The organism is Sphingomonas faeni, assembly GCF_003053745.1.
Classification (GTDB): Bacteria; Pseudomonadota; Alphaproteobacteria; order Sphingomonadales; family Sphingomonadaceae; genus Sphingomonas; species Sphingomonas faeni.
Genome location: NZ_QAYE01000001.1, coordinates 625,032 through 645,802, shown reverse-complemented (window position 1 = coordinate 645,802; position 20,771 = coordinate 625,032). Strand labels below are relative to the sequence as shown.

Annotated in this window: 16 protein-coding genes; 11 read left to right on the top strand and 5 right to left on the bottom strand. The window is 65.1% G+C overall.

Going from position 1 to position 20,771, the window contains the following annotated elements:
- Positions 1-108: 108 nt before the first annotated feature.
- The 3 genes from rpoC to C8J25_RS20175 all read left to right on the top strand — a co-directional run bounded on the left by rpoC (position 109) and on the right by C8J25_RS20175 (position 6,995).
- Complete coding sequence (gene rpoC / locus C8J25_RS02925; protein ID WP_107952646.1) at positions 109-4,395, top strand: DNA-directed RNA polymerase subunit beta'; 4,287 nt, start codon at positions 109-111, stop codon at positions 4,393-4,395.
- A 429-nt stretch (positions 4,396-4,824) separates the two neighbouring features.
- Entirely contained in the window at positions 4,825-6,108 is a 1,284-nt protein-coding gene (locus C8J25_RS02920) for a glycosyltransferase (RefSeq protein ID WP_107952140.1), read from the top strand.
- Between the two features lie 92 nt (positions 6,109-6,200).
- Entirely contained in the window at positions 6,201-6,995 is a 795-nt protein-coding gene (locus tag C8J25_RS20175) for a hypothetical protein (RefSeq protein WP_146173266.1), read from the top strand.
- Positions 6,996-7,024: 29 nt separating this feature from the next.
- Here C8J25_RS20175 and C8J25_RS02915 read toward each other — a convergent pair whose 3' ends face one another.
- Positions 7,025-7,810 (bottom strand): metallophosphoesterase family protein, encoded by a 786-nt coding sequence (locus C8J25_RS02915; RefSeq protein WP_244186698.1) that lies wholly within the window; start codon positions 7,808-7,810, stop codon positions 7,025-7,027.
- A gap of 1 nt (position 7,811) precedes the next feature.
- Positions 7,812-8,906 (bottom strand): catalase family protein, encoded by a 1,095-nt coding sequence (locus C8J25_RS02910; protein ID WP_107952138.1) that lies wholly within the window; start codon positions 8,904-8,906, stop codon positions 7,812-7,814.
- 122 nt (positions 8,907-9,028) lie between these two features.
- Between C8J25_RS02910 and C8J25_RS02905 the strand changes: the two genes are divergently transcribed.
- From C8J25_RS02905 to C8J25_RS02880, 5 genes are all read left to right on the top strand, one after another.
- Positions 9,029-9,703, top strand: a complete 675-nt coding sequence (locus C8J25_RS02905) for a fumarylacetoacetate hydrolase family protein (protein ID WP_107952137.1) — start codon at positions 9,029-9,031, stop codon at positions 9,701-9,703.
- A gap of 44 nt (positions 9,704-9,747) precedes the next feature.
- A complete protein-coding gene (locus C8J25_RS02900; RefSeq protein ID WP_107952136.1) occupies positions 9,748-11,367 on the top strand; it encodes an OFA family MFS transporter in 1,620 nt (539 codons plus the stop codon).
- 59 nt (positions 11,368-11,426) lie between these two features.
- Entirely contained in the window at positions 11,427-12,320 is an 894-nt protein-coding gene (locus tag C8J25_RS02895) for an SDR family oxidoreductase (RefSeq protein ID WP_107952135.1), read from the top strand.
- A 246-nt stretch (positions 12,321-12,566) separates the two neighbouring features.
- Positions 12,567-13,700, top strand: a complete 1,134-nt coding sequence (locus C8J25_RS02885) for a PepSY-associated TM helix domain-containing protein (RefSeq protein ID WP_107952133.1) — start codon at positions 12,567-12,569, stop codon at positions 13,698-13,700.
- Positions 13,697-13,918, top strand: a complete 222-nt coding sequence (locus C8J25_RS02880) for a hypothetical protein (protein WP_107952132.1) — start codon at positions 13,697-13,699, stop codon at positions 13,916-13,918. The genes C8J25_RS02885 and C8J25_RS02880 overlap by 4 nt, the downstream gene beginning before the upstream one ends.
- Before the next feature lie 63 nt (positions 13,919-13,981).
- Here the strand turns inward: C8J25_RS02880 and C8J25_RS20890 are convergent, their stop codons facing one another.
- Complete coding sequence (locus tag C8J25_RS20890; protein WP_208622493.1) at positions 13,982-14,638, bottom strand: hypothetical protein; 657 nt, start codon at positions 14,636-14,638, stop codon at positions 13,982-13,984.
- Between the two features lie 112 nt (positions 14,639-14,750).
- Here C8J25_RS20890 and C8J25_RS02870 point away from each other — a divergent pair, with 112 nt between their 5' ends.
- Together C8J25_RS02870 and C8J25_RS02865 are read left to right on the top strand one after the other, a co-directional pair.
- Positions 14,751-15,416, top strand: a complete 666-nt coding sequence (locus C8J25_RS02870) for a response regulator transcription factor (RefSeq protein WP_107952131.1) — start codon at positions 14,751-14,753, stop codon at positions 15,414-15,416.
- Positions 15,417-15,582: 166 nt separating this feature from the next.
- Complete coding sequence (locus tag C8J25_RS02865; RefSeq protein WP_107952130.1) at positions 15,583-16,983, top strand: sensor histidine kinase; 1,401 nt, start codon at positions 15,583-15,585, stop codon at positions 16,981-16,983.
- 2 nt (positions 16,984-16,985) lie between these two features.
- Here the strand turns inward: C8J25_RS02865 and araD1 are convergent, their stop codons facing one another.
- Entirely contained in the window at positions 16,986-17,981 is a 996-nt protein-coding gene (araD1, locus tag C8J25_RS02860) for an AraD1 family protein (protein WP_107952129.1), read from the bottom strand.
- 163 nt (positions 17,982-18,144) lie between these two features.
- Positions 18,145-19,467 carry a sugar MFS transporter gene (locus tag C8J25_RS02855; RefSeq protein WP_425275438.1) on the bottom strand — a complete coding sequence of 441 codons (1,323 nt, stop codon included), beginning with the start codon at positions 19,465-19,467 and terminating at the stop codon, positions 18,145-18,147.
- Between the two features lie 136 nt (positions 19,468-19,603).
- On the opposite strand from C8J25_RS02855, the gene C8J25_RS02850 reads away from it, so the two are divergent.
- Positions 19,604-20,749: an aldose epimerase family protein gene (locus C8J25_RS02850; protein ID WP_107952128.1), complete on the top strand. Its 1,146-nt coding sequence runs from the start codon at positions 19,604-19,606 to the stop codon at positions 20,747-20,749.
- Positions 20,750-20,771 lie beyond the last annotated feature (22 nt).

Here is a 20,771-nt window from a genome sequence, read left to right as displayed (position 1 = left end):
TGCGGGAGGGGTCGGGGGAGGGCCTGTCCCCGCAGGCGCCACCCCGAGAGGCTACGACATCCCCTCCCCTAGCCCCTCCCGCCATGCGGGAGGGGAATGGAGAATAAAATGAACGAGATGACCCCCTTCGCCAATCCGGTCGCCAAGACCGAGACGTTCGACCAGATCCAGATCGGCATCGCGTCCCCGGACAAGATCCGTTCGTGGTCGTTCGGCGAGATCAAGAAGCCCGAGACCATCAACTACCGCACGTTCAAGCCCGAGCGTGACGGCCTGTTCTGCGCCCGCATCTTCGGTCCGATCAAGGACTACGAGTGCCTGTGCGGGAAGTACAAGCGCATGAAGTACAAGGGCATCGTCTGCGAGAAGTGCGGCGTCGAGGTTACCGTCTCGAAGGTCCGCCGCGAGCGGATGGGCCATATCGAGCTCGCCGCCCCGGTCGCGCACATCTGGTTCCTGAAGTCGCTGCCGTCGCGCATCGGCCTGCTGCTCGACATGCAGCTGAAGCAGCTCGAGCGCGTGCTGTACTTCGAGGCGTACATCGTCATCGAGCCGGGCCTGACCCCGCTCGAGAAGTATCAGCTGATGACCGAGGACGAGCTTCTCGACGCACAGGACCAGTATGGCGAGGACGCGTTCTCGGCCGGTATCGGTGCCGAAGCGGTCCGCATCATGCTCGAATCGCTCGACCTCGTCGGTGAGCGTACCGCGCTGCTCGAAGAGCTTGCGGTCACCAAGTCCGAGCTGAAGCCCAAGAAGATCATCAAGCGCCTGAAGGTCGTCGAGAGCTTCATCGATTCGGGCAACCGCCCTGAGTGGATGATCCTCGAGGTCGTTCCGGTCATCCCGCCCGAGCTGCGCCCGCTGGTGCCGCTGGACGGTGGTCGTTTCGCGACGTCGGATCTGAACGATCTGTATCGCCGCGTGATCAACCGCAACAACCGCCTGAAGCGCCTGATGGAGCTGCGTGCGCCGGACATCATCGTCCGCAACGAGAAGCGCATGCTCCAGGAGGCCGTCGACGCATTGTTCGACAATGGTCGCCGCGGTCGCACGATCACGGGTGCCAACAAGCGTCCGCTGAAGTCGCTGTCCGACATGCTCAAGGGCAAGCAGGGCCGCTTCCGCCAGAACCTTCTGGGCAAGCGCGTCGATTATTCGGGTCGTTCGGTCATCGTGACCGGGCCGGAACTCAAGCTGCACCAGTGCGGCCTGCCGAAGAAGATGGCACTCGAGCTGTTCAAGCCGTTCATCTACGCGCGTCTCGATGCGAAGGGTCTGTCGATGACCCTGAAGCAGGCGAAGAAGTGGGTCGAGAAGGAGCGCAAGGAAGTCTGGGATATCCTGGACGAGGTGATCCGCGAGCATCCGGTCATGCTGAACCGTGCGCCGACGCTTCACCGTCTCGGCATCCAGGCGTTCGAGCCGGTTCTGATCGAGGGCAAGGCGATCCAGCTTCACCCGCTGGTCTGCTCCGCGTTCAACGCCGATTTCGATGGCGACCAGATGGCCGTGCACGTCCCGCTGAGCCTCGAGGCCCAGCTCGAAGCGCGCGTCCTGATGATGTCGACGAACAACATCCTGTCGCCTGCCAACGGCAAGCCGATCATCGTCCCGTCGCAGGACATGGTCCTCGGTCTCTATTATCTGTCGATGATGAAGGAGAACGAGCCGGGCCAGGGGATGCTGCTCGGTGACATGGCCGAAGTGCACCAGGCGCTGAACGCTCAGGCGGTCACGCTGCACACCAAGGTCATCAGCCGCGTTCCGCAGACCGACGAGAAGGGCAAGCAGTACCTTAAGCGGTACGAGACGACCCCGGGCCGCATGCTGCTGGGCGAGTGCCTGCCGCATAGCCACAAGGTGCCGTTCGACACCGTCAACCGCCTCCTCACCAAGAAGGACGTGGGCGACGTGATCGACGAGGTCTATCGTCACACCGGCCAGAAGGAGACCGTGCTGTTCGCCGACGCGATCATGTCGCTCGGCTTCCGCCACGCGTTCCGCGCCGGCATCTCGTTCGGCAAGGACGACATGATCATTCCGGACGCCAAGGTTGGTCTGGTCGACGACACCAAGGCGCTCGTGAAGGACTTCGAGCAGCAGTATCAGGACGGTCTGATCACGCAGCAGGAGAAGTACAACAAGGTGATCGACGCCTGGAGCCGTTGCGGCGACCAGGTCGCGAACGCCATGATGGACGAGATCCGTGCGGTGAAGGTCGACGAGGAGACCGGCCGTGAAAAGCCGATCAACTCGATCTACATGATGGCTCATTCGGGTGCTCGTGGTTCGCAGGCGCAGATCAAGCAGCTTGCCGGTATGCGTGGCCTGATGGCCAAGCCGTCGGGCGAGATCATCGAGACGCCGATCATCTCGAACTTCAAGGAAGGCCTGACCGTCCTTGAGTACTTCAACTCGACCCACGGCGCTCGCAAGGGCCTCGCGGATACGGCGTTGAAGACGGCGAACTCGGGTTACCTGACGCGCCGTCTGGTCGACGTGTCGCAGGATTGCGTCATCATCGAACCGGATTGCGGCACGACCCGCGCTCTGGAGATGAAGGCCATTCTTCAGGGTGGTTCGACGATCGCAAGCCTCGGCGAGCGCATCCTCGGTCGTACGACCGCGGAGGACATCGTAGATCCGAAGACCGGCAAGGTCGTCATCCCGTCGGGCACGCTGCTCGACGAGCCGATGATCACGACGATCGAAGGCCTCGGCACGCAGTCGTGCAAGATCCGCAGCCCGCTGGTCTGCGAGTCGAAGATCGGCGTCTGCGGCAAGTGCTACGGGCGCGATCTCGCCCGCGGTACGCCGGTCAACATCGGTGAAGCTGTCGGCGTCATCGCCGCGCAGTCGATCGGTGAGCCGGGCACGCAGCTGACGATGCGTACGTTCCACATCGGTGGCGCGGCGCAGCTCAACGAAACGTCGAACCTCGAGGCTCACGCTGACGGTACGGTGCAGTTCCGCGATCTGCGTATCATCGTCGACCAGCGTGGCCGTCGCGTGGTGCTCAGCCGCTCGGGCGAAATCGCGATCGTCGACATGGACGGCCGCGAGCTCTCGGTCGATCGTATCCCCTACGGTGCGTACGTGCTGTTCGACGATGGTCACATCGTGTCGCGCGGCGATCGGATGGCCGAGTGGGATCCGTTCACCATGCCGGTGATCACGGAGAACCCGGGCACGATCAAGTATGTCGACCTGATCGAGGGCAAGACGCTCACCGAGCAGACCGACGAAGCCACGGGCATCGCCCAGCGCGTCGTGATCGAATATCGTGCGGCGACCAAGTCGAAGGAGGATCTGCGTCCGCGCATGACCCTGCTCGACGAGACGTCGGGCGAGACCGGTCGTTACATGCTGGCGATCGGCGCGACGTTGTCGGTCGAGGATGGCGCACAGGTGTTCGGCGGCGACGTCGTGGCCCGCGTCAGCCGCGAGAGCGCCAAGACGCGCGACATCACCGGTGGTCTGCCGCGTGTTGCCGAGCTGTTCGAGGCGCGCATACCCAAGGACTCGGCGATCATCGCCAAGATCTCGGGCCGCGTCGTGTTCGGCAAGGACTACAAGGCGAAGCGCAAGATCGGCATCCAGCCCGAGGATGGCGGCGACGTCGTCGAGTATCTGGTGCCGAAGTCGAAGGTCATCGACGTCCAGGAAGGCGATTACGTCAAGCGCGGCGATAACCTGATCGGCGGCTCGCCCGATCCGCACGACATCCTCGAGACGATGGGCATCGAACCCCTCGCCGAGTATCTCGTGTCGGAAATCCAGGAGGTCTATCGTCTCCAGGGCGTGAAGATCAACGACAAGCACATCGAGACGATCGTTCGTCAGATGCTGCAGAAGGTCGAGATCACCGACGGCGGCGACACCACGCTGCTGAAGGGCGAGCAGGTCGATCGCGAGGAAATGGACGCGACCAACGAGAAGCTCGAGAAGAAGCAGACCCGCGCACAGGGCAAGCCCATCCTGCTCGGCATCACCAAGGCGTCGCTGCAGACCCGCAGCTTCATCTCGGCGGCATCGTTCCAGGAGACCACCCGCGTCCTCACCGAGGCAGCGGTCCAGGGTAAGCAGGACATGCTGATGGGCCTGAAGGAGAACGTGATCGTCGGCCGGCTCATCCCGGCAGGCACCGGTGCAGGCCTCAACCGCCTACGTGTCGTGGCCAACAGCCGCGACGCCGCGATGCGCGTCCAGCAGCGCAAGATGGCGGAGGTGTCGATCGTGGCACCGATGTCGGCTGCCGACGAGCACGCCGCCGAGTTGGCACGTTCGCCGCGTGATGCAGGCGGCGCAGGCGAGGATCCGCTCGCAGCGGTCGTCACCTCGGGCACCGGCACCGACGCGGATGCCGGCGAGTATCTGAACGAAGCCGAGTAATCGGTTTCGTCAGACGCCTTCCGCGCTGACTGAAGAAAAGGCCGCCGTCCGGGACACCGGGCGGCGGCCTTTTTCGTTTTGGAGCGGGAGCGCGTATTGGGGCCGATCGACGTTCAACGTTTTCAAGCCAGTGTTGGTGCGCGCCGTACTGAACTCATGTCGTCACCCCGGACTGGTTCCGGGGTGCACGGTTCCGCGAACCAAAACGTTCGGATTTTGCCGCACCGTGGATGCTGGAACCAGTCCGGCAAGAAGGGGGAAAGCTGGTCTGGCGGTTTGGACTGACGGTTGGTCTTGGCCTCCAGCGCATGCATGCAACTGTGCACCACGGCGCCGGTAATTTCGCCGCAACAAAGGAGTCGCATTCCCGCTGTACGGCTGCGGCGGGTGCTGTCGAAATTAGCGGCCGGGAAGGACAACACAGAGCCGATGCGAAAGATCGTTCTCGCCACGATCGGCTCGCTCGGCGACCTGCATCCCTTCATCGCGATCGGCCTCGCGCTGAAGGCCAGAGGGTTCGCGGTCGTGCTGGCGGTCCCTGCCGATCACGTCGTCAAGGTCGAAGCCGCAGGCCTCACCGGCATCGCGATCGTCGGCGGCTTCGATGCGCTGACCGAGACGTTGGGCATGCCGCCCGACCAGGTCGCAAAGCGGATCATGTCGGATCAGACCTATCTGATGAACCGGATCCTGATGCCGTGGCTAGCCAATAGCACGACGGCGCTGGACAACGCGATGGAGGGCGCGGTCGTACTGGTCGCCTCGCTGTTCGTGTTCGCCGCGCCGATAGTCGCGGAGACGCGCAGCGTGCCGCTGGTCAACGTCCTGCTCCAGCCGATGGCGACCTTCTCCGCCTATGCGCCCCCCCGCACGCCCGACTTCGCGATGATGGCCCACGCACCGACCGGACCGATCGGTCGCGCCTGGAACCGGTCGGTGTACCGAGTCATGCGCGGCGTGCTGCGACATCGGTATGGACGCCCCGTCGATGCGGTTCGCAAGACACGCGGCCTGCCGCCGTCACGCCAGGCGTTGCTGCTCGAGACGCCCGCGAGCGCAGACCTGACCTTGTGCTGCTATTCGTCGGCCATCGCGCCGCGCCAGCCTGACCTCCCCGACATCGCGCGCGTCACCGGCTTTGCGATATTCGACAGCGATACCGGCGCGCCCGAAAGGCTCGATCCCGCCCTCGAGTCGTTCCTCGCCGCCGGTCCGCCGCCGCTGGTCTTCACGCTAGGATCCTTCGCCATTTTTGCGCCAGGCGACTTCTACGCCACAGCAGCGGCGACCGCGCGAGCACTTGGCCTGCGCGCAATACTGCTGACCGGCAGCGATGATCAGGCAGCAGCGAGCGAACACGTCCATGTCTGCCGCTATGCGCCGCACTCGCTGCTTTTCCCGCTAGCCTGCGCGATCGTCCATCACGGCGGAGCTGGCTCCACCGGCCAGGCGCTACGGGCAGGCAAGCCGCAACTCGTCGTCTCGCATATGGGCGATCAATACGACAACGGGCACCGCATCCAATCGATCGGCGTCGGCAAGACGCTGTCGTCGAAACACTTCACGATAGCGCGTGCTGGTGCCGCGATCACCGCCATCCTGACCGACCGGATGCGCGAGACGGCCGCGCAGGTCGGCGCGCAGGTTGCGCTGGAGAACGGCGCAGAGGCTGCCGCGGACGCGATCGCGGCGCTCGTCGATGAGCGCGGCTGACTTCGTCGACAGTTTTCAGGGATCATGGTGACAAAAAGATCATCGACGCCGGGCGTTGCCGTCGCGCGCTCGCAGGTCTAGGCGGACTGCCGATGCGGTCGGCGTACCATCCTTCGTCGATCGAGACGCGCGGTTCGACCCGACGGCGCAGCGCCGCGCTGGTCCTGACGGTCATCGCGCATATCCTGATTATCCTGCTGCTCGCGCGTCTGGCCCCATCCTTGCCGACATCGCGACTGGCGTCCCCCACCGCGACAACGTTTCAGATGCTGCCTGATCGAGGGATACCGGCACCAGCGCAACATACTCCCTCGGTCGTAAAGGCCAGACCGGCCAGCCGTGGGCATCCATCGAGAACGCCAACGCCGCCATTGGTCCTGAAGGAGACGAAAGCACCTAGTCCAGCGCCGTCGGGCAAGTTGACGCTTCCGATCGAATTGCTTGGTGGGGATGAGTTATTCAAGGCTGCCGACGTAGCGAAGCTGCCGAAACATCCCGAAGACCAACTGGCGAAGGTAGAAAAAGAGATCCCGCCGCCGCCGAAGAAGAAAAGTTCTTCCGTGTATGGGCCGGGCGCTGGACCAAACGGTGCTCCGGTCTACGAGATGGTCGATTGGTATCGCGCGCCTACACAGGCGGAAATGGATGGCTATATGCCACGCCGCTCGCCCGGCAGTTGGGGAAGAGTCACGTGCCTTACGGCACCGAACTACCATGTCGAAAACTGTCGAACGGACGGAGAATATCCGCTCGGATCGGGAATGGCCCGTGCCATGCGCCAAGCGGCTTGGCAGTTTCGCGTGCTGCCCCCGAAAAAGGATGGCAAACCCATGATCGGGGTATGGATGCATATCACCATCTATCAAACCGAAAATGGCTTGAGATAAACGGACTATCGAATGCGTGACTGAGACCGTTAGGTCATCGAGGTAATCGAATGCTTCGCCTCGTCCGACAGCGTTCGCGCCAGCGTCTCGAACCGGCCACCCTCAACCCGGATCTCGTTGAACGCAGGCGGACTGCCGCGCGTGCGCTTCGACAGCGTACCGGCGCCGATCATCCGGATGATCCGCCCCGCCCGCTCGACTGGCACGTCGAACGGGTCGTGGACGTGCCCCGACAGCACCGCGTGGGCCCCTGCTTCAGCCAATGCCGTCAGCGCCTCGTCGCCGTTGCGTGTCTTGGCGGTCCCGGTCGTCCCCCCCTCGATCAGCGGATGATGCGCGCCAATTAGGATGAGGTTACCCTTCGGCACGTTCGCAATCATCGCCAGCGCACGCTTGAGTGATCCGGAACTCACGCGCCCCTTCGACCAATTCCACCGCCACTGCGCCCGCGCGGTCGTCTTCAGCGGCACGACCGTGACACCAGGAAGCTGAAGCGGCTTCTCGATCATCTGCTCGACAGCGGCATAGCGCTGGTACGGCGCGAGCAGCCGCCGGAACGGGTCCCAGTAATAGGGGATGTCGTGATTGCCGACTTCCAGCGTCACCGGCACGCCTAGCGAGCGCAGCCAGTCGCCACCCTGCTGAAACTCGTTCTTTGTCGCGCGCATCGTCAGGTCGCCGGTCATGATGACCGCGTCCGGCTTCTCCTCGGCGACGCGTTCGGAGAACCAAGCGATCGCCGCCGGGTCCTCCGCACCGAAATGCACGTCGCTGACGTGGAACAGCTTCAATCCGGCACCCCCCATACCCGTCATGTCAGGCGAGTTCGGACAGCTTGGCAGGCTCGTGCATCGGGCAACCGTTGAACTTGCCGCGGAAGTCCGCCGACTGCTTGTACGTGTCCCTGCGCGTGCGGTTCACCCCGCCGAGTGGCTGATGCGCGGTGATGCCGTGCCAGATGCTGTACGACAGCGCGTCGTCGGTATGGTCGGTAACGCCCTGTTCCCACGACAGCTGCGCCGGCACTTCGAGCGTGCCGACCGTCACGAACGGGCTCTGCTCCTCGTCCCAGACCACCGAGGCGTCCTCGATCGGCATCTTCTCGAGATCGGTGTTGAGCTGCACGCGGAACTCCCATTTGCCACAATGCTCGATCATCTCCTCGCGGACGACCTCGCGCAGAGCATCCGGGCGCGCGGTGATGTCGACCAGATCGCCGGTCAGCCGCGTCAGCTCGGGCGATACCGGAAACAGCGCAACCTTCGCGATATAGTCGCCGAAGCGGAACGGCGTCTGCGAGTAGTAGGTCTCGCCGAGCGGATGGACGGGCTTGGCACCGCCGAGCGTGGTCAGCGTCGCCGACTGGCCGCCGACTGCTTCGAGCGCGGACTCGACGACGCGGAAGGTGGCGGACATCGCCTTTTTCACACCTTCGAAGCGGTCGGTGGTCTTCGCGAGCAGCTTCAGGTTCTTGGCGAAGGCCTTCGGGTCGGAGGCCGAGAAGGCGGGACCGTTGACCATGATGAAGTCTTGCGTCGTGTCGCCTTCCGACCCCGGCAGGCGGGCACCGTCGACATCGAGGATCTTCAGCGCGAGACCACGCGGCAGGCTGATGCTGTCGTCGAGGATATCGCCGGCGTTGGTCGAGATCCGGATGATCGCCTCGTGGCGGCCGGGCGTTGCGAAGATACCCTGTGCGAGTTCGGGCGGCAGATTGTCGGCGATCGTAAAGGTACCGCGCGCGATGCCATGCGCCTTGGCATGGACCGAGCGGACCGCATGGCCATAGTCCTGCGACGTCGTCTCCAAGATCTCCTGGAACGACTCCTTCATGCCCTGCAGAGTCTCCTGCTCGTCGGGAGCGATCGTTTCGACGGACGGATCGAAACGAACGGGCTGGTTGCTGGGCATTGGGGTATCTCCGGTTAGTGCCTAGCCGTAACCCGTTGAGTCGGCAGACGTTCCGGTTCGTTGCCGCGAGCGGCCGTTGCAAAGCATGCGTCCGCGGTCGATGAGAGCGCGAAGGAGCCATCATGCAGATTCCAACGATCACCGCGCCGACCGTCGCCATCGCCGGCACGTCCGACCGCTTTTCCGTCCGCCGGATCTTCTGCGTCGGGCAGAACTATGCCGACCACGCCCGCGAGATGGGCTCCGACCCCGACCGGCAGGAACCGTTCTTCTTCTCCAAGCCCGCCGATGCGGTCGTCGCGAACGGCAGCACGCTGCCCTTCCCGCCCAAGACCGAAGACCTGCACCACGAAGTCGAGCTCGTCATCGCGCTCGGCGCTGGCGGCAAGAATATCGTGGTCGAGGATGCCGCTGCGGCGATCTTCGGTGCGGGCATCGGCATCGATCTCACGCGGCGCGATCTCCAGGCGGCGGCGAAGAAGGCCGGGCGCCCGTGGGACATGGCGAAGGGCTTCGATCGCTCCGCACCCGTCGGCGCGCTCACGCCGGGCGTACCCGCCACCAAAGGCAGCATCGCACTCGCGATCGACGGCGAGACGCGCCAGTCCGGCGACCTGTCGATGATGATCTGGAGCGTGCCCGAGATCATCGCGACGCTGTCCACATTCGTCGAGCTGGCGCCGGGCGATTTGATCTTCACCGGCACCCCCGCCGGTGTCGGACCGATCCAGCGCGGGCAGACCGTGCGCGCGACGATCGACGGGTTCGAAACACTGGAGGTGACATTCGCCGCGTGATCGCCCATCGTCAGGCGCATAAACGATACTAAACAGGGGGTTGCATGCCGGACACGAGAGACCTGGGCGCGGAGGGCTTTCTCAGCAGGGCCCGAACCGTCGCCGCACCCGGCTTCAACCGGTGGCTGGTGCCCCCCTGCGCGCTCGCGATCCACTTGTGCATCGGCATGGCGTACGGGTTCAGCGTGTTCTGGTTGCCGCTGTCGCGCGCGATCGGGATCACCGATCCGGTCGCCTGCCCGAACCTCTCGCTGCTCGGCGCACTGACTACCATGACCTGCGACTGGCGGGTCAGCGACCTCGTCTGGACGTACACGCTGTTCTTCGTCGTGCTCGGTGCCGCCGCGGCGATCTGGGGCGGCTGGCTTGAAAGCGCTGGCCCGCGGAAAGCGGGTGTGGTCGCCGCATTCTGCTGGTGTGGTGGCATGGGTATCGCCGCGATCGGCATTTCCACGCATCAGCTCTGGCTGATCTGGCTCGGGTCGGGCGTGATCGGCGGGATCGGGCTTGGGCTCGGCTATATCTCGCCCGTCTCGACGCTGATCAAATGGTTTCCCGACCGCCGCGGCATGGCGACCGGCATGGCGATCATGGGCTTTGGCGGCGGCGCGATGATCGGCGGACCGCTCGCCGACCTGTTGATGAAGCATTTCGCTAGCCCGACCGGCGTCGGCGTCTGGCAGACGTTCCTGGTGCTCGCCTGCGTCTATTTCGTGTTCATGATGGCCGGCGCGATCGGCTACCGCGTGCCCGCCGAGGGTTGGGCACCGGCGGGCTGGACCGCGCCGACCAGCGCAAAAGCCTCGATCAGTCGCTTCAACGTCGCGCTGTCGGACGCACACCGCACGCCGCAATTCTGGCTGGTGTGGCTGGTGCTGTTCTTCAACGTCTCCGCGTCGATCGGGATCATCGGCATCGCCTCGCCAATGCTGCAGGAGCTGTTCGGCGGACGCCTGATCGACGCGCCCAGCGTGTTGTTCACCGCGTTCGACGACGACCAGAAGAAGGCGGCGGCCGCGGTCGGCGCAGGCTTTGTCGGCGCGATCAGCCTGTTCAACATCGGCGGGCGCTTCTTCTGGGCGTGGCTGTCCGATCGGATCGGGCGCAAACCCTTGTTTGCAACGATCCTTGCGGCAGGCGCGGTGCTCTACGGTTTCGCCGCACCGGCGCTGGCTGGCACGACCTTGGGCCTGTTCATCCTGGTCTTCTGCATCCTCGCCTCGATGTACGGTGGTGGGTTCGCGACTGCGCCGGCGTATCTCGCTGATCTGTTCGGGACCAAGTATGTCGGCGCGATCCATGGGCGGTTGCTGACCGCCTGGTCGACTGCGGGCGTGGTCGGGCCGTTGCTCGTCGCGAACATGCGTGACCGCGCGATCGCGGCGGGTGTGCCTCGCAGCGATATCTACCCGCCGATCTTCTGGGTTCTGGCGGCGATGCTGGTCGCCGGTTTCGTCGCGAACCTGTTCGTCCGGCCGGTTGCCGCGAAGTTCCACATGGCGGCGGACGACCGGCCGATCGCGGTCGACACGGTCGCTGGCGGTACGGCTGCTGCGGCAACCGGGACGTCGCCGATCGTCGTCTTTGCGTGGCTGGCGGTCGGGCTGCCGATCCTCTGGGGGATCTACATGACGCTATCGAAGGCGTTGATCCTGCTCAAATAGGACGCAACCTATCCGCACCGACATGGGTTGCCCCTGCTCAATCTTCACAGGAGCAACCCATGGCCGACCGGCTCACGATGCAGGATCCGCGCACGCAATATCCGCAGCCCCCCTTCCCGCAACAGCCGCAGGAAGCCCCGGGGATCGCGTCGAAGGTGGACCCGAAGCCCGATCACGGCGAGACCAGCTACAAGGGCTCGGGCAAGCTGTCGGGGCGCAAGGCGCTTATCACCGGCGGCGATAGCGGCATCGGTCGTGCCGCTGCGATCGCCTATGCCCGCGAAGGCGCCGACGTCGCGATCGTTTATCTCCCCGCCGAAGAGGCCGACGCGAAGGAAGTCGTCGCGCTGATCGAGGCGGAAGGGCGCAAGGCGCTTGCGCTGCCCGGCGACGTGAAGGACGAGTCGTTCTGTCGTGCGGCCGTGCAGCAGACGGTGGATGCGTTCGGCGGTCTCGACGTGCTGGTCGTCAACGCCGGGCGCCAGCAGACGCGGCCGACCGTGGCCGACATCTCGACCGACGATTTCGACCAGACGATGAAGACCAACGTCTATGCCTTGCACTGGTTCGTGCAGGCGGCCGTCCCGCATCTTCCCGTCGGTGCGGCAGTGGTCACGACGGCGTCGGTGCAGGGCTATGATCCTTCGGACAATCTGCTCGACTATGCGACCACCAAGGCGGCGATCGTCGCGTATACCAAGGGTCTCGCCAAGCAGCTGATCGAGAAGGGCATCCGCGCCAACGTCGTCGCGCCGGGGCCGTTCTGGACGGTGTTGCAGCCTAGCGGTGGCCAGCCGCAGGAGTCGGTCGAGACGTTCGGGTCGAAGAGCCATTTCGGCCGTCCGGGCCAGCCGGTGGAGATCGCGCCGGTATATGTGCTGCTCGCCTCGCAGGAGGGCAGCTATATCACCGGTGAAGTCTACGGCGTTACCGGCGGCGCTGGGGTAGCCTGACCCCCTTATCCTCCCCCGCCAGGGGGAGGTGGCACCGCAGGTGACGGAGGGGGAGGAGCGCGCAACAGAGGTTTCCTTGCCTCCCCCTCCGTCTGGCAAGTGCCAGCCACCTCCCCCTGGCGGGGGAGGATTGCTTGGTAGGACCCCTAGCGCCAACGCCGCTATTGCACATCGTTATCAAATCTGTACCTGTGTCCCGGTGACCGTCCAGCAGATCATACCCCTTATCGAAACCGCTCCGCGCGCATGACCCGCCGCACGATCAAGACCTGGTACCTCGTCCACAAATGGACGAGCCTGATCTGCACCGTGTTCCTGCTGATGCTGTGCGTGACCGGCCTGCCGCTGATCTTCGACGAGGAAATCGACGGCTGGCTCGACCCGCCCGCGCCGATGGCGACGCTGCCAGCCAACACGCCGTCGCTGTCGCTCGACACCATTCTGGCGAGTGCGGCAAAGGCCGCCCCCGGCGAAATTCCTCTCTACATCAGCTTCGACGACGAACGCCCGATCGTCTACGTCACGACCGGCCCGACGCCCGATGCCGCCCCCGCGGCCATGCATTTCCTCGCGTTCGATGCGCGCACCGGCACTAAGATGCCGCCCTATGTTCCCGGCGTGATGGCGTTCATCCTGAAGCTACACACCGACATGTTCCTCGGCTTCTGGGCAGAAATCTTCCTCGGCGTGATGGGCCTGCTATTCTTCGCGGCGATCGTCTCGGGCGTCGTGCTCTACGCACCGTTTATGGCCAAGCTCGACTTCGGCACATTGCGTCGCGGGCGTAGCAAGCGGCTCGGCTGGCTCGACCGCCACAATCTGCTCGGCATCGTCACGCTCGCCTGGGCAAGCGTCGTCGGCGTGACGGGCACGATCAACACCTTCGTCGTGCCGATCACCGGCATCTGGAAGGCGAACGGCCTCGCTGAGATCATTGCCAGCGAAGCGCGCACGCCATTGCCGGCCCAACGCGCCTCGGTCCAGGCCGCGCTCGAAGCCGTGCAGCGCGAGGCGCCCGAGATGAAGCCGCAGTTCATCGCCTTCCCCGGCGTCGTCTTCAGCAGCCATCATCACTACGCCGTCTTCCTGAAGGGTGCGACGCCGCTGACGTCGAAGATGTTGCTGCCCGGCTTCGTCGATGCCGCGACCGGACGGCTCGACGCGGTCGTGCCGATGCCGTGGTACATGCAGGCGATGCTGCTCGCACAGCCGCTGCATTTCGGGAATTACGGCGGCCTAGCGATGAAGATCGTCTGGGCGCTCTTCGACATATTGACGATCATCGTGCTCGGCAGCGGGCTGTATCTTTGGCTGCGTCGTCGCGGCGGTCCGAGCGACCAGCGCGTCCGCGAAGTCGTGATGGCGGGAGAAATCGCATGACTCACAAGACCAACGGCCAGATTTTCGCACTGCCGATCCTGCTCGGCGTGTCGACCGTCGCGGGGCTCGGCGCCGGCCTGATCGGTGACGGCGTCTGGGATGTCGGCGCAGGCCTGCTGCTCGCGCTGCCGCTGGTCGTGACCGGCCGCTATTGGGTCCGCCCGCCCGAACCAGTGCTGCGCCGCCAACAGCTGCAAACGGCACCGATACGCCGATAACGCGGAGCCGGCATGATACCGGCTCCGCGCTAGTGTCTGATCGCCGTGGTGCGGCAGACGGCGTCAGGTCGCCGGGGTAGCCTGCCGGGCCGGTGCGGTTGTCTGCGCCCCAACCGGAGGAGCAACGGGTGCGGGAGCGATCGCACCGTTAGCCATTGGCGGCGGCGGGGGCGCCATGCCGGCAGGCGGCGGCGGAGGAGCACCCGGACCGCCGGGACCACCGGGACCGTCCGGCCCACCAGGCCCATCATGACCCGGACCGTCGCGGCCAGGGCCACCAGGACCATGCGGGCCACGCGGCGGGCCACCGACCGGTCCGAGTGCGGTCACCTTGCCACCGGGGGCGACCAGGAACGAGGCGTGGACGAAGCCATCCTCGAACCAGCCCTGGATCGTCACGGGCTGACCGGCCGCGACCAGATTGCTGCCATCGCCTTCCCGACCGAGATCGACCAGCGCGCGACCGGTGCGGTCGGCCATCACGAACTTGTTGCCGTAGGTCTCCGCGACGGTGCCGCGGATCGTGACGATGCCGTCGGACTGGAGCGAACGGATCGCGGTTGGCGTGGCGGGCGCCATCGTCACGCTCGGGCGGGTCGCGGCGACGGTGACGGCACCGGCTGCACCGCCGACCACCAGCAGACCGGCCGCGGCGAGTGCGAGGCGGTTGCGGCGGAGATTGAAGCGCTTGTTCGGCGCGATATGGGAATGTTCGGTCACGTACGTCGTTCCTCTCATTGGTTGACGAATCACCGTCTAGGCGCACGCTGCCGACGCCCGCTGAACCAAGCCGTTCAGTTTCCGTTGTGGTCATCGACATAGGAACACACGCATGCGGGTATTATTGGTCGAGGACGATGCGGCGATCGCCGACGGGCTGGCGCGAGCTTTGCGTGCGGAGCATTTTGCGGTCGACGTCGCGACTAATGGCGAGGATGGCGGCCATCTCGGCGCGACCGAATTGTACGACGCGGCGGTGCTCGACCTTGGCCTGCCCAAGCGCGATGGATTATCGGTCTTGCGCGACTGGCGCGCGGCAGGACGCGACTTGCCGGTGTTGATCCTTACCGCCCGCGACGGGTGGTCGGAAAAGGTCGAGGGGTTCAAGGCGGGGGCCGACGATTATGTCGTGAAGCCGTTCCGTGTCGAGGAGGTGGTCATGCGATTGCGCGCGCTGGTCCGTCGTGCGGCCGGTCATGCGGCGGCGCGAGTCACGTGCGGACCGCTGACGTTCGACGCGCAACTTGGCACGTTCGAGCTGAACGGCCTGCCGCTGAAGCTCACCGCTTTCGAGTGGCGCGTGCTGTCGGCGCTAATGCTCCGCCGTGAAGTCGTCATCGAACGCGCAGACCTGATCGAGCGGGTGTACGAAGGCGACGCGGACGTGGATTCGAACTCGATCGAGGTCATTATCGGTCGGTTGCGGCGCAAGATCGGTCCGCAGATGATCGAGACGGTGCGTGGACGCGGGTATCGCCTGACGGCGGACGGTTCGTGATGAAGGTTATGCAAACCACATCCACCACCCCGGCGAAGGCCGGGGCCCAATTGGGGGACGTGGCTAACGGAGCGATGCCCGTCACTATAAAAACCTTTCCAATTGGGCCCCGGCCTTCGCCGGGGTGGGGTTTGGCGGGATCGTTCTGGCGCCAGGCAAATCTGCGATGATCCGATTCCGCATCGTCCCCCGCTCCCTCTTCGGCCGAATGCTAGCGATCGCCGCGCTGTCGACCGGGACCGCGCTCCTGTTCGCGGGCGTGACGATCGGCCACGTCCTCGAACGCTTCGTCACCCGCGGGCTCGACGAGCGGCTCGATGCGCAGGTCGCGGTGCTGGCACGTGCAGTCCGCCCCGACGGCTCGCTAGACCGGATGCGCGCGATCGACCTGCCCGAGTTCGGCGAACCCGGGTCCGACTGGTCATGGCAGGTCGAAGGTCCCGCCGGTCGCTTCGATAGCGGCACTACTCCGCCCCCAACCGTTTCGAAGCCGGCCCCAACCATTCCACCGCCGCCGCCCGCTCAACCTCGCAATGACGAGCGCCCGCTTCCACCCGGCCCCGGCGAGCATGAAGACCTTCAAATCCACCCTGGCGAAGCGCGCGACCTGAGCGGCGAGCGGCTCCACTCGCGAACCATCGACGTCGCTACGCCGCGCGGCACGGTAATGATCACAGCGATCGGCCCTCGCCGGATCGTCGAGGAGCCGCTGCGCGAGGCGATGATCCCACTGCTCGGCTCGCTCGCCTTGCTTGGCGCCGGACTCGCGCTGGCGACGCTGGTGCAACTGCGCTTCGGCCTGCGCCCCCTGCGCGATCTCCGCACCTCGCTCGCCGCCGTTCGCGCCGGCACCGAGCGCCACGTCCCCGAGGACCAGCCCGGCGAACTGCAACCGCTCGTCACCGAACTGAACGGGCTGATCGACCAGAACGCGGCCGGGCTCGCCCACGCCCGCCAGCACGTCGCCAACCTCGCGCATGGCCTCAAGACCCCCCTCGCCGCGCTTTCGCTCAAGCTCACCGAAGCGAACGCCGACGCAGACGTCCGCGACATGGTCGACCATATCGATCGGCGAGTCCGCCATCACCTCGGTCGCGCTCGCGCGGATGCGACCGGCGGCGCGCGCACTCGGACGCCGATCGCCCCCGCCGTCTCCGATCTCGTCGCGGTGTTGCGCCGCATCCACGCCGATCGCCCGATGACGGTCGACATCGCGATCCCCGACGACCTTGCCGTCGCAATCGACCCGCAGGACTTGGACGAGATGATCGGCAACCTCCTCGACAACGCTTGGCGTCACGCGCGCGCCGCGCTTTCGATCGCTGCGAACCCGATCGACGGCACGGTCACGCTGGAAATCGCCGACGACGGCCAAGGTCTCGACGACACGGCGATGGCGCAAGCAGTCCTGCCCGGCCGTCGTCTCGACGAACGCGGCGACGGTCACGGCTTCGGCCTGTCGATCACCCGCGAGCTCGCCGAACTGAATGGGGGCACGATGACGCTCGACCGTTCCCCCGTCCTCGGCGGCCTGTTAGTCCGCCTGACGCTACCGCAGCGCGGCTGACCTCACAGCGCGCGGACGACGACCGGCGACGGCGGTGCCTTGGCCAGCGTGTTGCGCAACGGCAGCGTGAACGGCGCGGCCTCGATCTCGAAAACGTCGCCCTCCTGCGTCGTCACGCCTTCGCTGAACGACAACGTTGCCGTCCCGAAGAAATGGACGTGGACGTCGCCGGGTCGGCGAAACAGGTCGTATTTGAAGTGATGCGCCTCGAGATTGGCGATCGTGTGCGACATGTTCGCCTCGCCCGAGAGGAACGGCTTCTCCCATAGCAGCGCACCGTTGCGGTGGATGCGGCTCATGCCCTCGACATGGTCGGGAATTGGGCCGGTCAGCAATTCCGGACCCAACGCCGCCTGTCGCAGCTTCGAATGCGCGAGCCAGAGATAATTGTGCCGCTCCGTTACATGATCGCTGAACTCGTTGGCGAGGCACAAGCCGAGGCGGAACGGTGTACCGTCAGGACCGATCAGATAGATGCCGGCGAGTTCGGGCTCCTCGCCGCCGTCCTGCGCGAAGGCGGGGCTGGTGAGTGCGCCGCCGGGCCCGACGAGACCCGATCCGTCGCCCTTGTAGAACCATTCGGGCTGCTGACCCGTCTCGCCCGCCGCGGGCTTGCCGCCTGCAACGCCGTCGAGAAACATGCGCATCGAATCCGTCAGCGTTTCGGCTGCAGCCGCAGCGCGGTGCATCTTGTCGCGCCCTTCCGCGGAACCGAGATGCGTCAGTCCGGTGCCGGTCATGATGAGATGAGCGGGATCGCCATGATCGATCGGCGACAGCAGGCGGCCGGCGGCAAGTTCGGCGGCGATGTCGACTGCCGCGCCGGTCCCGCAAGCCCGAACCGCCGTCGCAAGATCGGTGCCCGCCGCGATCGCGCGCGCTGCAAGTTCGCGGACGCTGTCCACGCCCAGGACGAGGCTCGCACCCTCGTCGGTAGCGGCGATCACCGACCGCGTGCCGTCCGCTGCGCGATGCTGCAATAGGCGCAAACTGCTCACTTCTACTTCTCCTGCTAACGAGCGAAGGACATACCTGATTACTCCGACTGATTACAGCCGCTAGCGATGCCGATCGTGCTACTTTCGACCTTGCTCAACTACGCAACAGACACCAACCGGTCGGCTAATTGTCAGACCACGAAAATCCGAGAGTTTTGGCCTTTTAGCGCGCCGCTTGTTCCGGCAACGCGTTGGTCGTCCGCGATCCCCACACTGCGTAGAACAACACGTAGAGTTCGCACGCTGCGGTCAGCAGGAACGAGTTCTGGAGACCGTAGGTATCTGCGAGCCAACCCTGGACGATGACCAGTGCGCCGCCTGCGATCGCCATGATGAGCAGGCCGGAGCCCTCTTCGGTCAACGGCCCGAGCCCCTTGATGCCGAGCGTGAAGATCGTCGGGAACATGATCGAGTGGAACAGGCCGACGGAGATCAGCGCCCACATCGCGACGTGCCCTGTGGTGAAGGTCGCGATAAGCATCACGACGCAGGCGCCGATGCTCGCGAATGCCAGCACGCGCTCGGCAGGGATCGTGCGCATCACGACGCTGCCGATCAGTCGGCCGACCATCATCCCGCCCCACAGGATAAACAGGTAATGCGATGCCTGCTCGTGCGTCAGGTTGCCGATGTTCGGCTGGCTGACGAAGTTGATGAACAGGTTGGCGACGCCGATCTCGGCTATCAGATAAATGAAGATCGCCGGGATACCAAAGACCAGATTGCGGTGCGACCAGAGCGACTGGCCCTTGCGATCCGCCTTCGCCGACCGCTGCGTCGCAGATCCCATCGCGGGCAGCGGAAAGCGCGCGATTACGATCGCCAGCACGACCAGCACGGCCGCGACGATCAGATAAGGCAGCACCACCGATTGCGCATCGGCAATCCGCTCGGCCTGCGTCAGCACCGCGGTCGAACCGGCGGCGGCAGTGCCCGAGGTTGAACGTCCCAGGATCAGGTACCCGCCGAACAGCGGCGCGAGCGTCGCACCGGCGGAATTGAACGCCTGCACCAAGTTGAGTCGCGATGACGCTGTCTCGGGCGGACCGACGACGGCGACGTAGGGATTCGCCGCAACCTGCAGCAGCGTGATGCCACTCGCGATCACGAACAGCGCGACCAGCGTGACGCCGTAGGAGGGCAGCCGCGCGGCGGGCACCATCATCAATGCGCCGACCGCCATCAGGCCGAGCCCGAACACCATCGCGCGTTGATAGCCGACCCGCTCGATCAGCTTGGCCGACGGGATCGAGGCGAAGAAATAAGCGATAAACCAGACGCTCTCGATCAGCGTGGTCTGCGTATAGCTGAGGTCGAACACGCTGCGCAGATGCGGCAGCAGCGTGTTGTTGATGACCGTGATGAAGCCCCACATGAAGAACAGGCTGGCGAGCAACGTGAGCGCGGATCGATAGCTCGGCGCGCCTCCCGCGGCATGCACCGCTCCTGCGTCAACGGGCTTTTGCGTCTGTATCGGCATCGCCATAGTCGTTTCATCCTCCGTGCCGTGTCGGTGACCGCAACAGTCTTTTCCCGCAAGGCTTGCCCAGAAATATATTGTCCGACTATATAGCCACACAAGGCGCGTCAACGGCGTCGGGCGAATAAGGACGGGAACCGGAATGCGCGCAATCACAAAGTCGGGGATCATCGTGGCAACCTTGCTGGCAGCGCTTTCCGCGCCCGCAGCCGACGCGGCAGAGGCGAAGCGCACGCCTGCCGGTACGCTCAAGGACGGTACCGCGATCGAGGCCGTGACGCTCAGCAACGCGCATGGCGTCTCCGCACGGATCCTGTCGTACGGCGCGACGCTGCAATCGCTGATGGGCCCCGACCGCAACGGCAAGATCGCCGACGTGATGCTCGGCTATGACGATCTCGCCTCCTACGTCGATCATCCCAATTTCTTTGGCGTGACGGTCGGCCGTTTCGCCAATCGCATCGCTGGTGGCCGCTTCACGCTGGACGGCAAGGCGTACCAGCTGCCGCTCAACGACAAGGTCAATTCGCTGCACGGCGGCGGCAAGGGCTTCGACAAAGTCGCCTGGAAGATCGTCTCGGCGACGAACGGCCCGACCGCGACGCTCGTGCTGGGCTACCGCAGCCCGGACGGCGATTCCGGCTATCCCGGCAACCTCGACGTGACCGTAACCTATACGCTCGACGAAGCCGGCAATCTCGGCATCGCGTATGACGCGAAGACCGACAAGCCGACGATCGTGAACATGACCAATCACGGCATCTTCGATCTCGGCGGGGAAGGTTCGGCAATGGGCGCGTACGGCCACCGGCTGACGATCCCGGCCAAGGCGATCACGCCGGTCGACGACAAGCTGATCCCGACCGGTACGCTGCAGCCCGTCGCCGGCACGGTCTTCGATTTCCGAAACGGCCGCATCGTCGGCGAGGGCATCCGCGACGGCCGCGACCAGCAGATCCGCTACGGCCATGGCTACGATCACAATTTCGCGCTCGATAAAGGCTTGACCGCCAAGCCCGAACTGGCTGCGCGGCTGGAGGATCCTGTCTCGGGCCGCGTGCTCGAAGTCCTGACGACCGAGCCCGGCGTGCAGTTCTATACCGGCAATTTCCTCGACGGGACGTTCATCGGCAAGAAGGGCCATCTGTACCGGATGGGCGACGGCATCGCGCTGGAGCCGCAGAAATTCCCCGATGCGCCGAACAAGCCGAACTTCGTCTCCGCACGCGTCGATCCGGGCAAGCCGTATCATCACGCGATGATCTACCGCCTTTCCGTCGCCCGCTGATATTCGATCTCCAGAAAGCTCC

Coding starts and splice junctions, on each gene's coding strand:
- rpoC (WP_107952646.1), top strand. CDS start 109: ATGAACGAGATGACCCCCTTCGCCAATCCGGTCGCCAAGACCGAGACG.
- C8J25_RS02920 (WP_107952140.1), top strand. CDS start 4,825: ATGCGAAAGATCGTTCTCGCCACGATCGGCTCGCTCGGCGACCTGCAT.
- C8J25_RS20175 (WP_146173266.1), top strand. CDS start 6,201: ATGCGGTCGGCGTACCATCCTTCGTCGATCGAGACGCGCGGTTCGACC.
- C8J25_RS02915 (WP_244186698.1), bottom strand. CDS start 7,810: ATGACGGGTATGGGGGGTGCCGGATTGAAGCTGTTCCACGTCAGCGAC.
- C8J25_RS02910 (WP_107952138.1), bottom strand. CDS start 8,906: ATGCCCAGCAACCAGCCCGTTCGTTTCGATCCGTCCGTCGAAACGATC.
- C8J25_RS02905 (WP_107952137.1), top strand. CDS start 9,029: ATGCAGATTCCAACGATCACCGCGCCGACCGTCGCCATCGCCGGCACG.
- C8J25_RS02900 (WP_107952136.1), top strand. CDS start 9,748: ATGCCGGACACGAGAGACCTGGGCGCGGAGGGCTTTCTCAGCAGGGCC.
- C8J25_RS02895 (WP_107952135.1), top strand. CDS start 11,427: ATGGCCGACCGGCTCACGATGCAGGATCCGCGCACGCAATATCCGCAG.
- C8J25_RS02885 (WP_107952133.1), top strand. CDS start 12,567: ATGACCCGCCGCACGATCAAGACCTGGTACCTCGTCCACAAATGGACG.
- C8J25_RS02880 (WP_107952132.1), top strand. CDS start 13,697: ATGACTCACAAGACCAACGGCCAGATTTTCGCACTGCCGATCCTGCTC.
- C8J25_RS02870 (WP_107952131.1), top strand. CDS start 14,751: ATGCGGGTATTATTGGTCGAGGACGATGCGGCGATCGCCGACGGGCTG.
- C8J25_RS02865 (WP_107952130.1), top strand. CDS start 15,583: ATGATCCGATTCCGCATCGTCCCCCGCTCCCTCTTCGGCCGAATGCTA.
- C8J25_RS02855 (WP_425275438.1), bottom strand. CDS start 19,467: ATGGCGATGCCGATACAGACGCAAAAGCCCGTTGACGCAGGAGCGGTG.
- C8J25_RS02850 (WP_107952128.1), top strand. CDS start 19,604: ATGCGCGCAATCACAAAGTCGGGGATCATCGTGGCAACCTTGCTGGCA.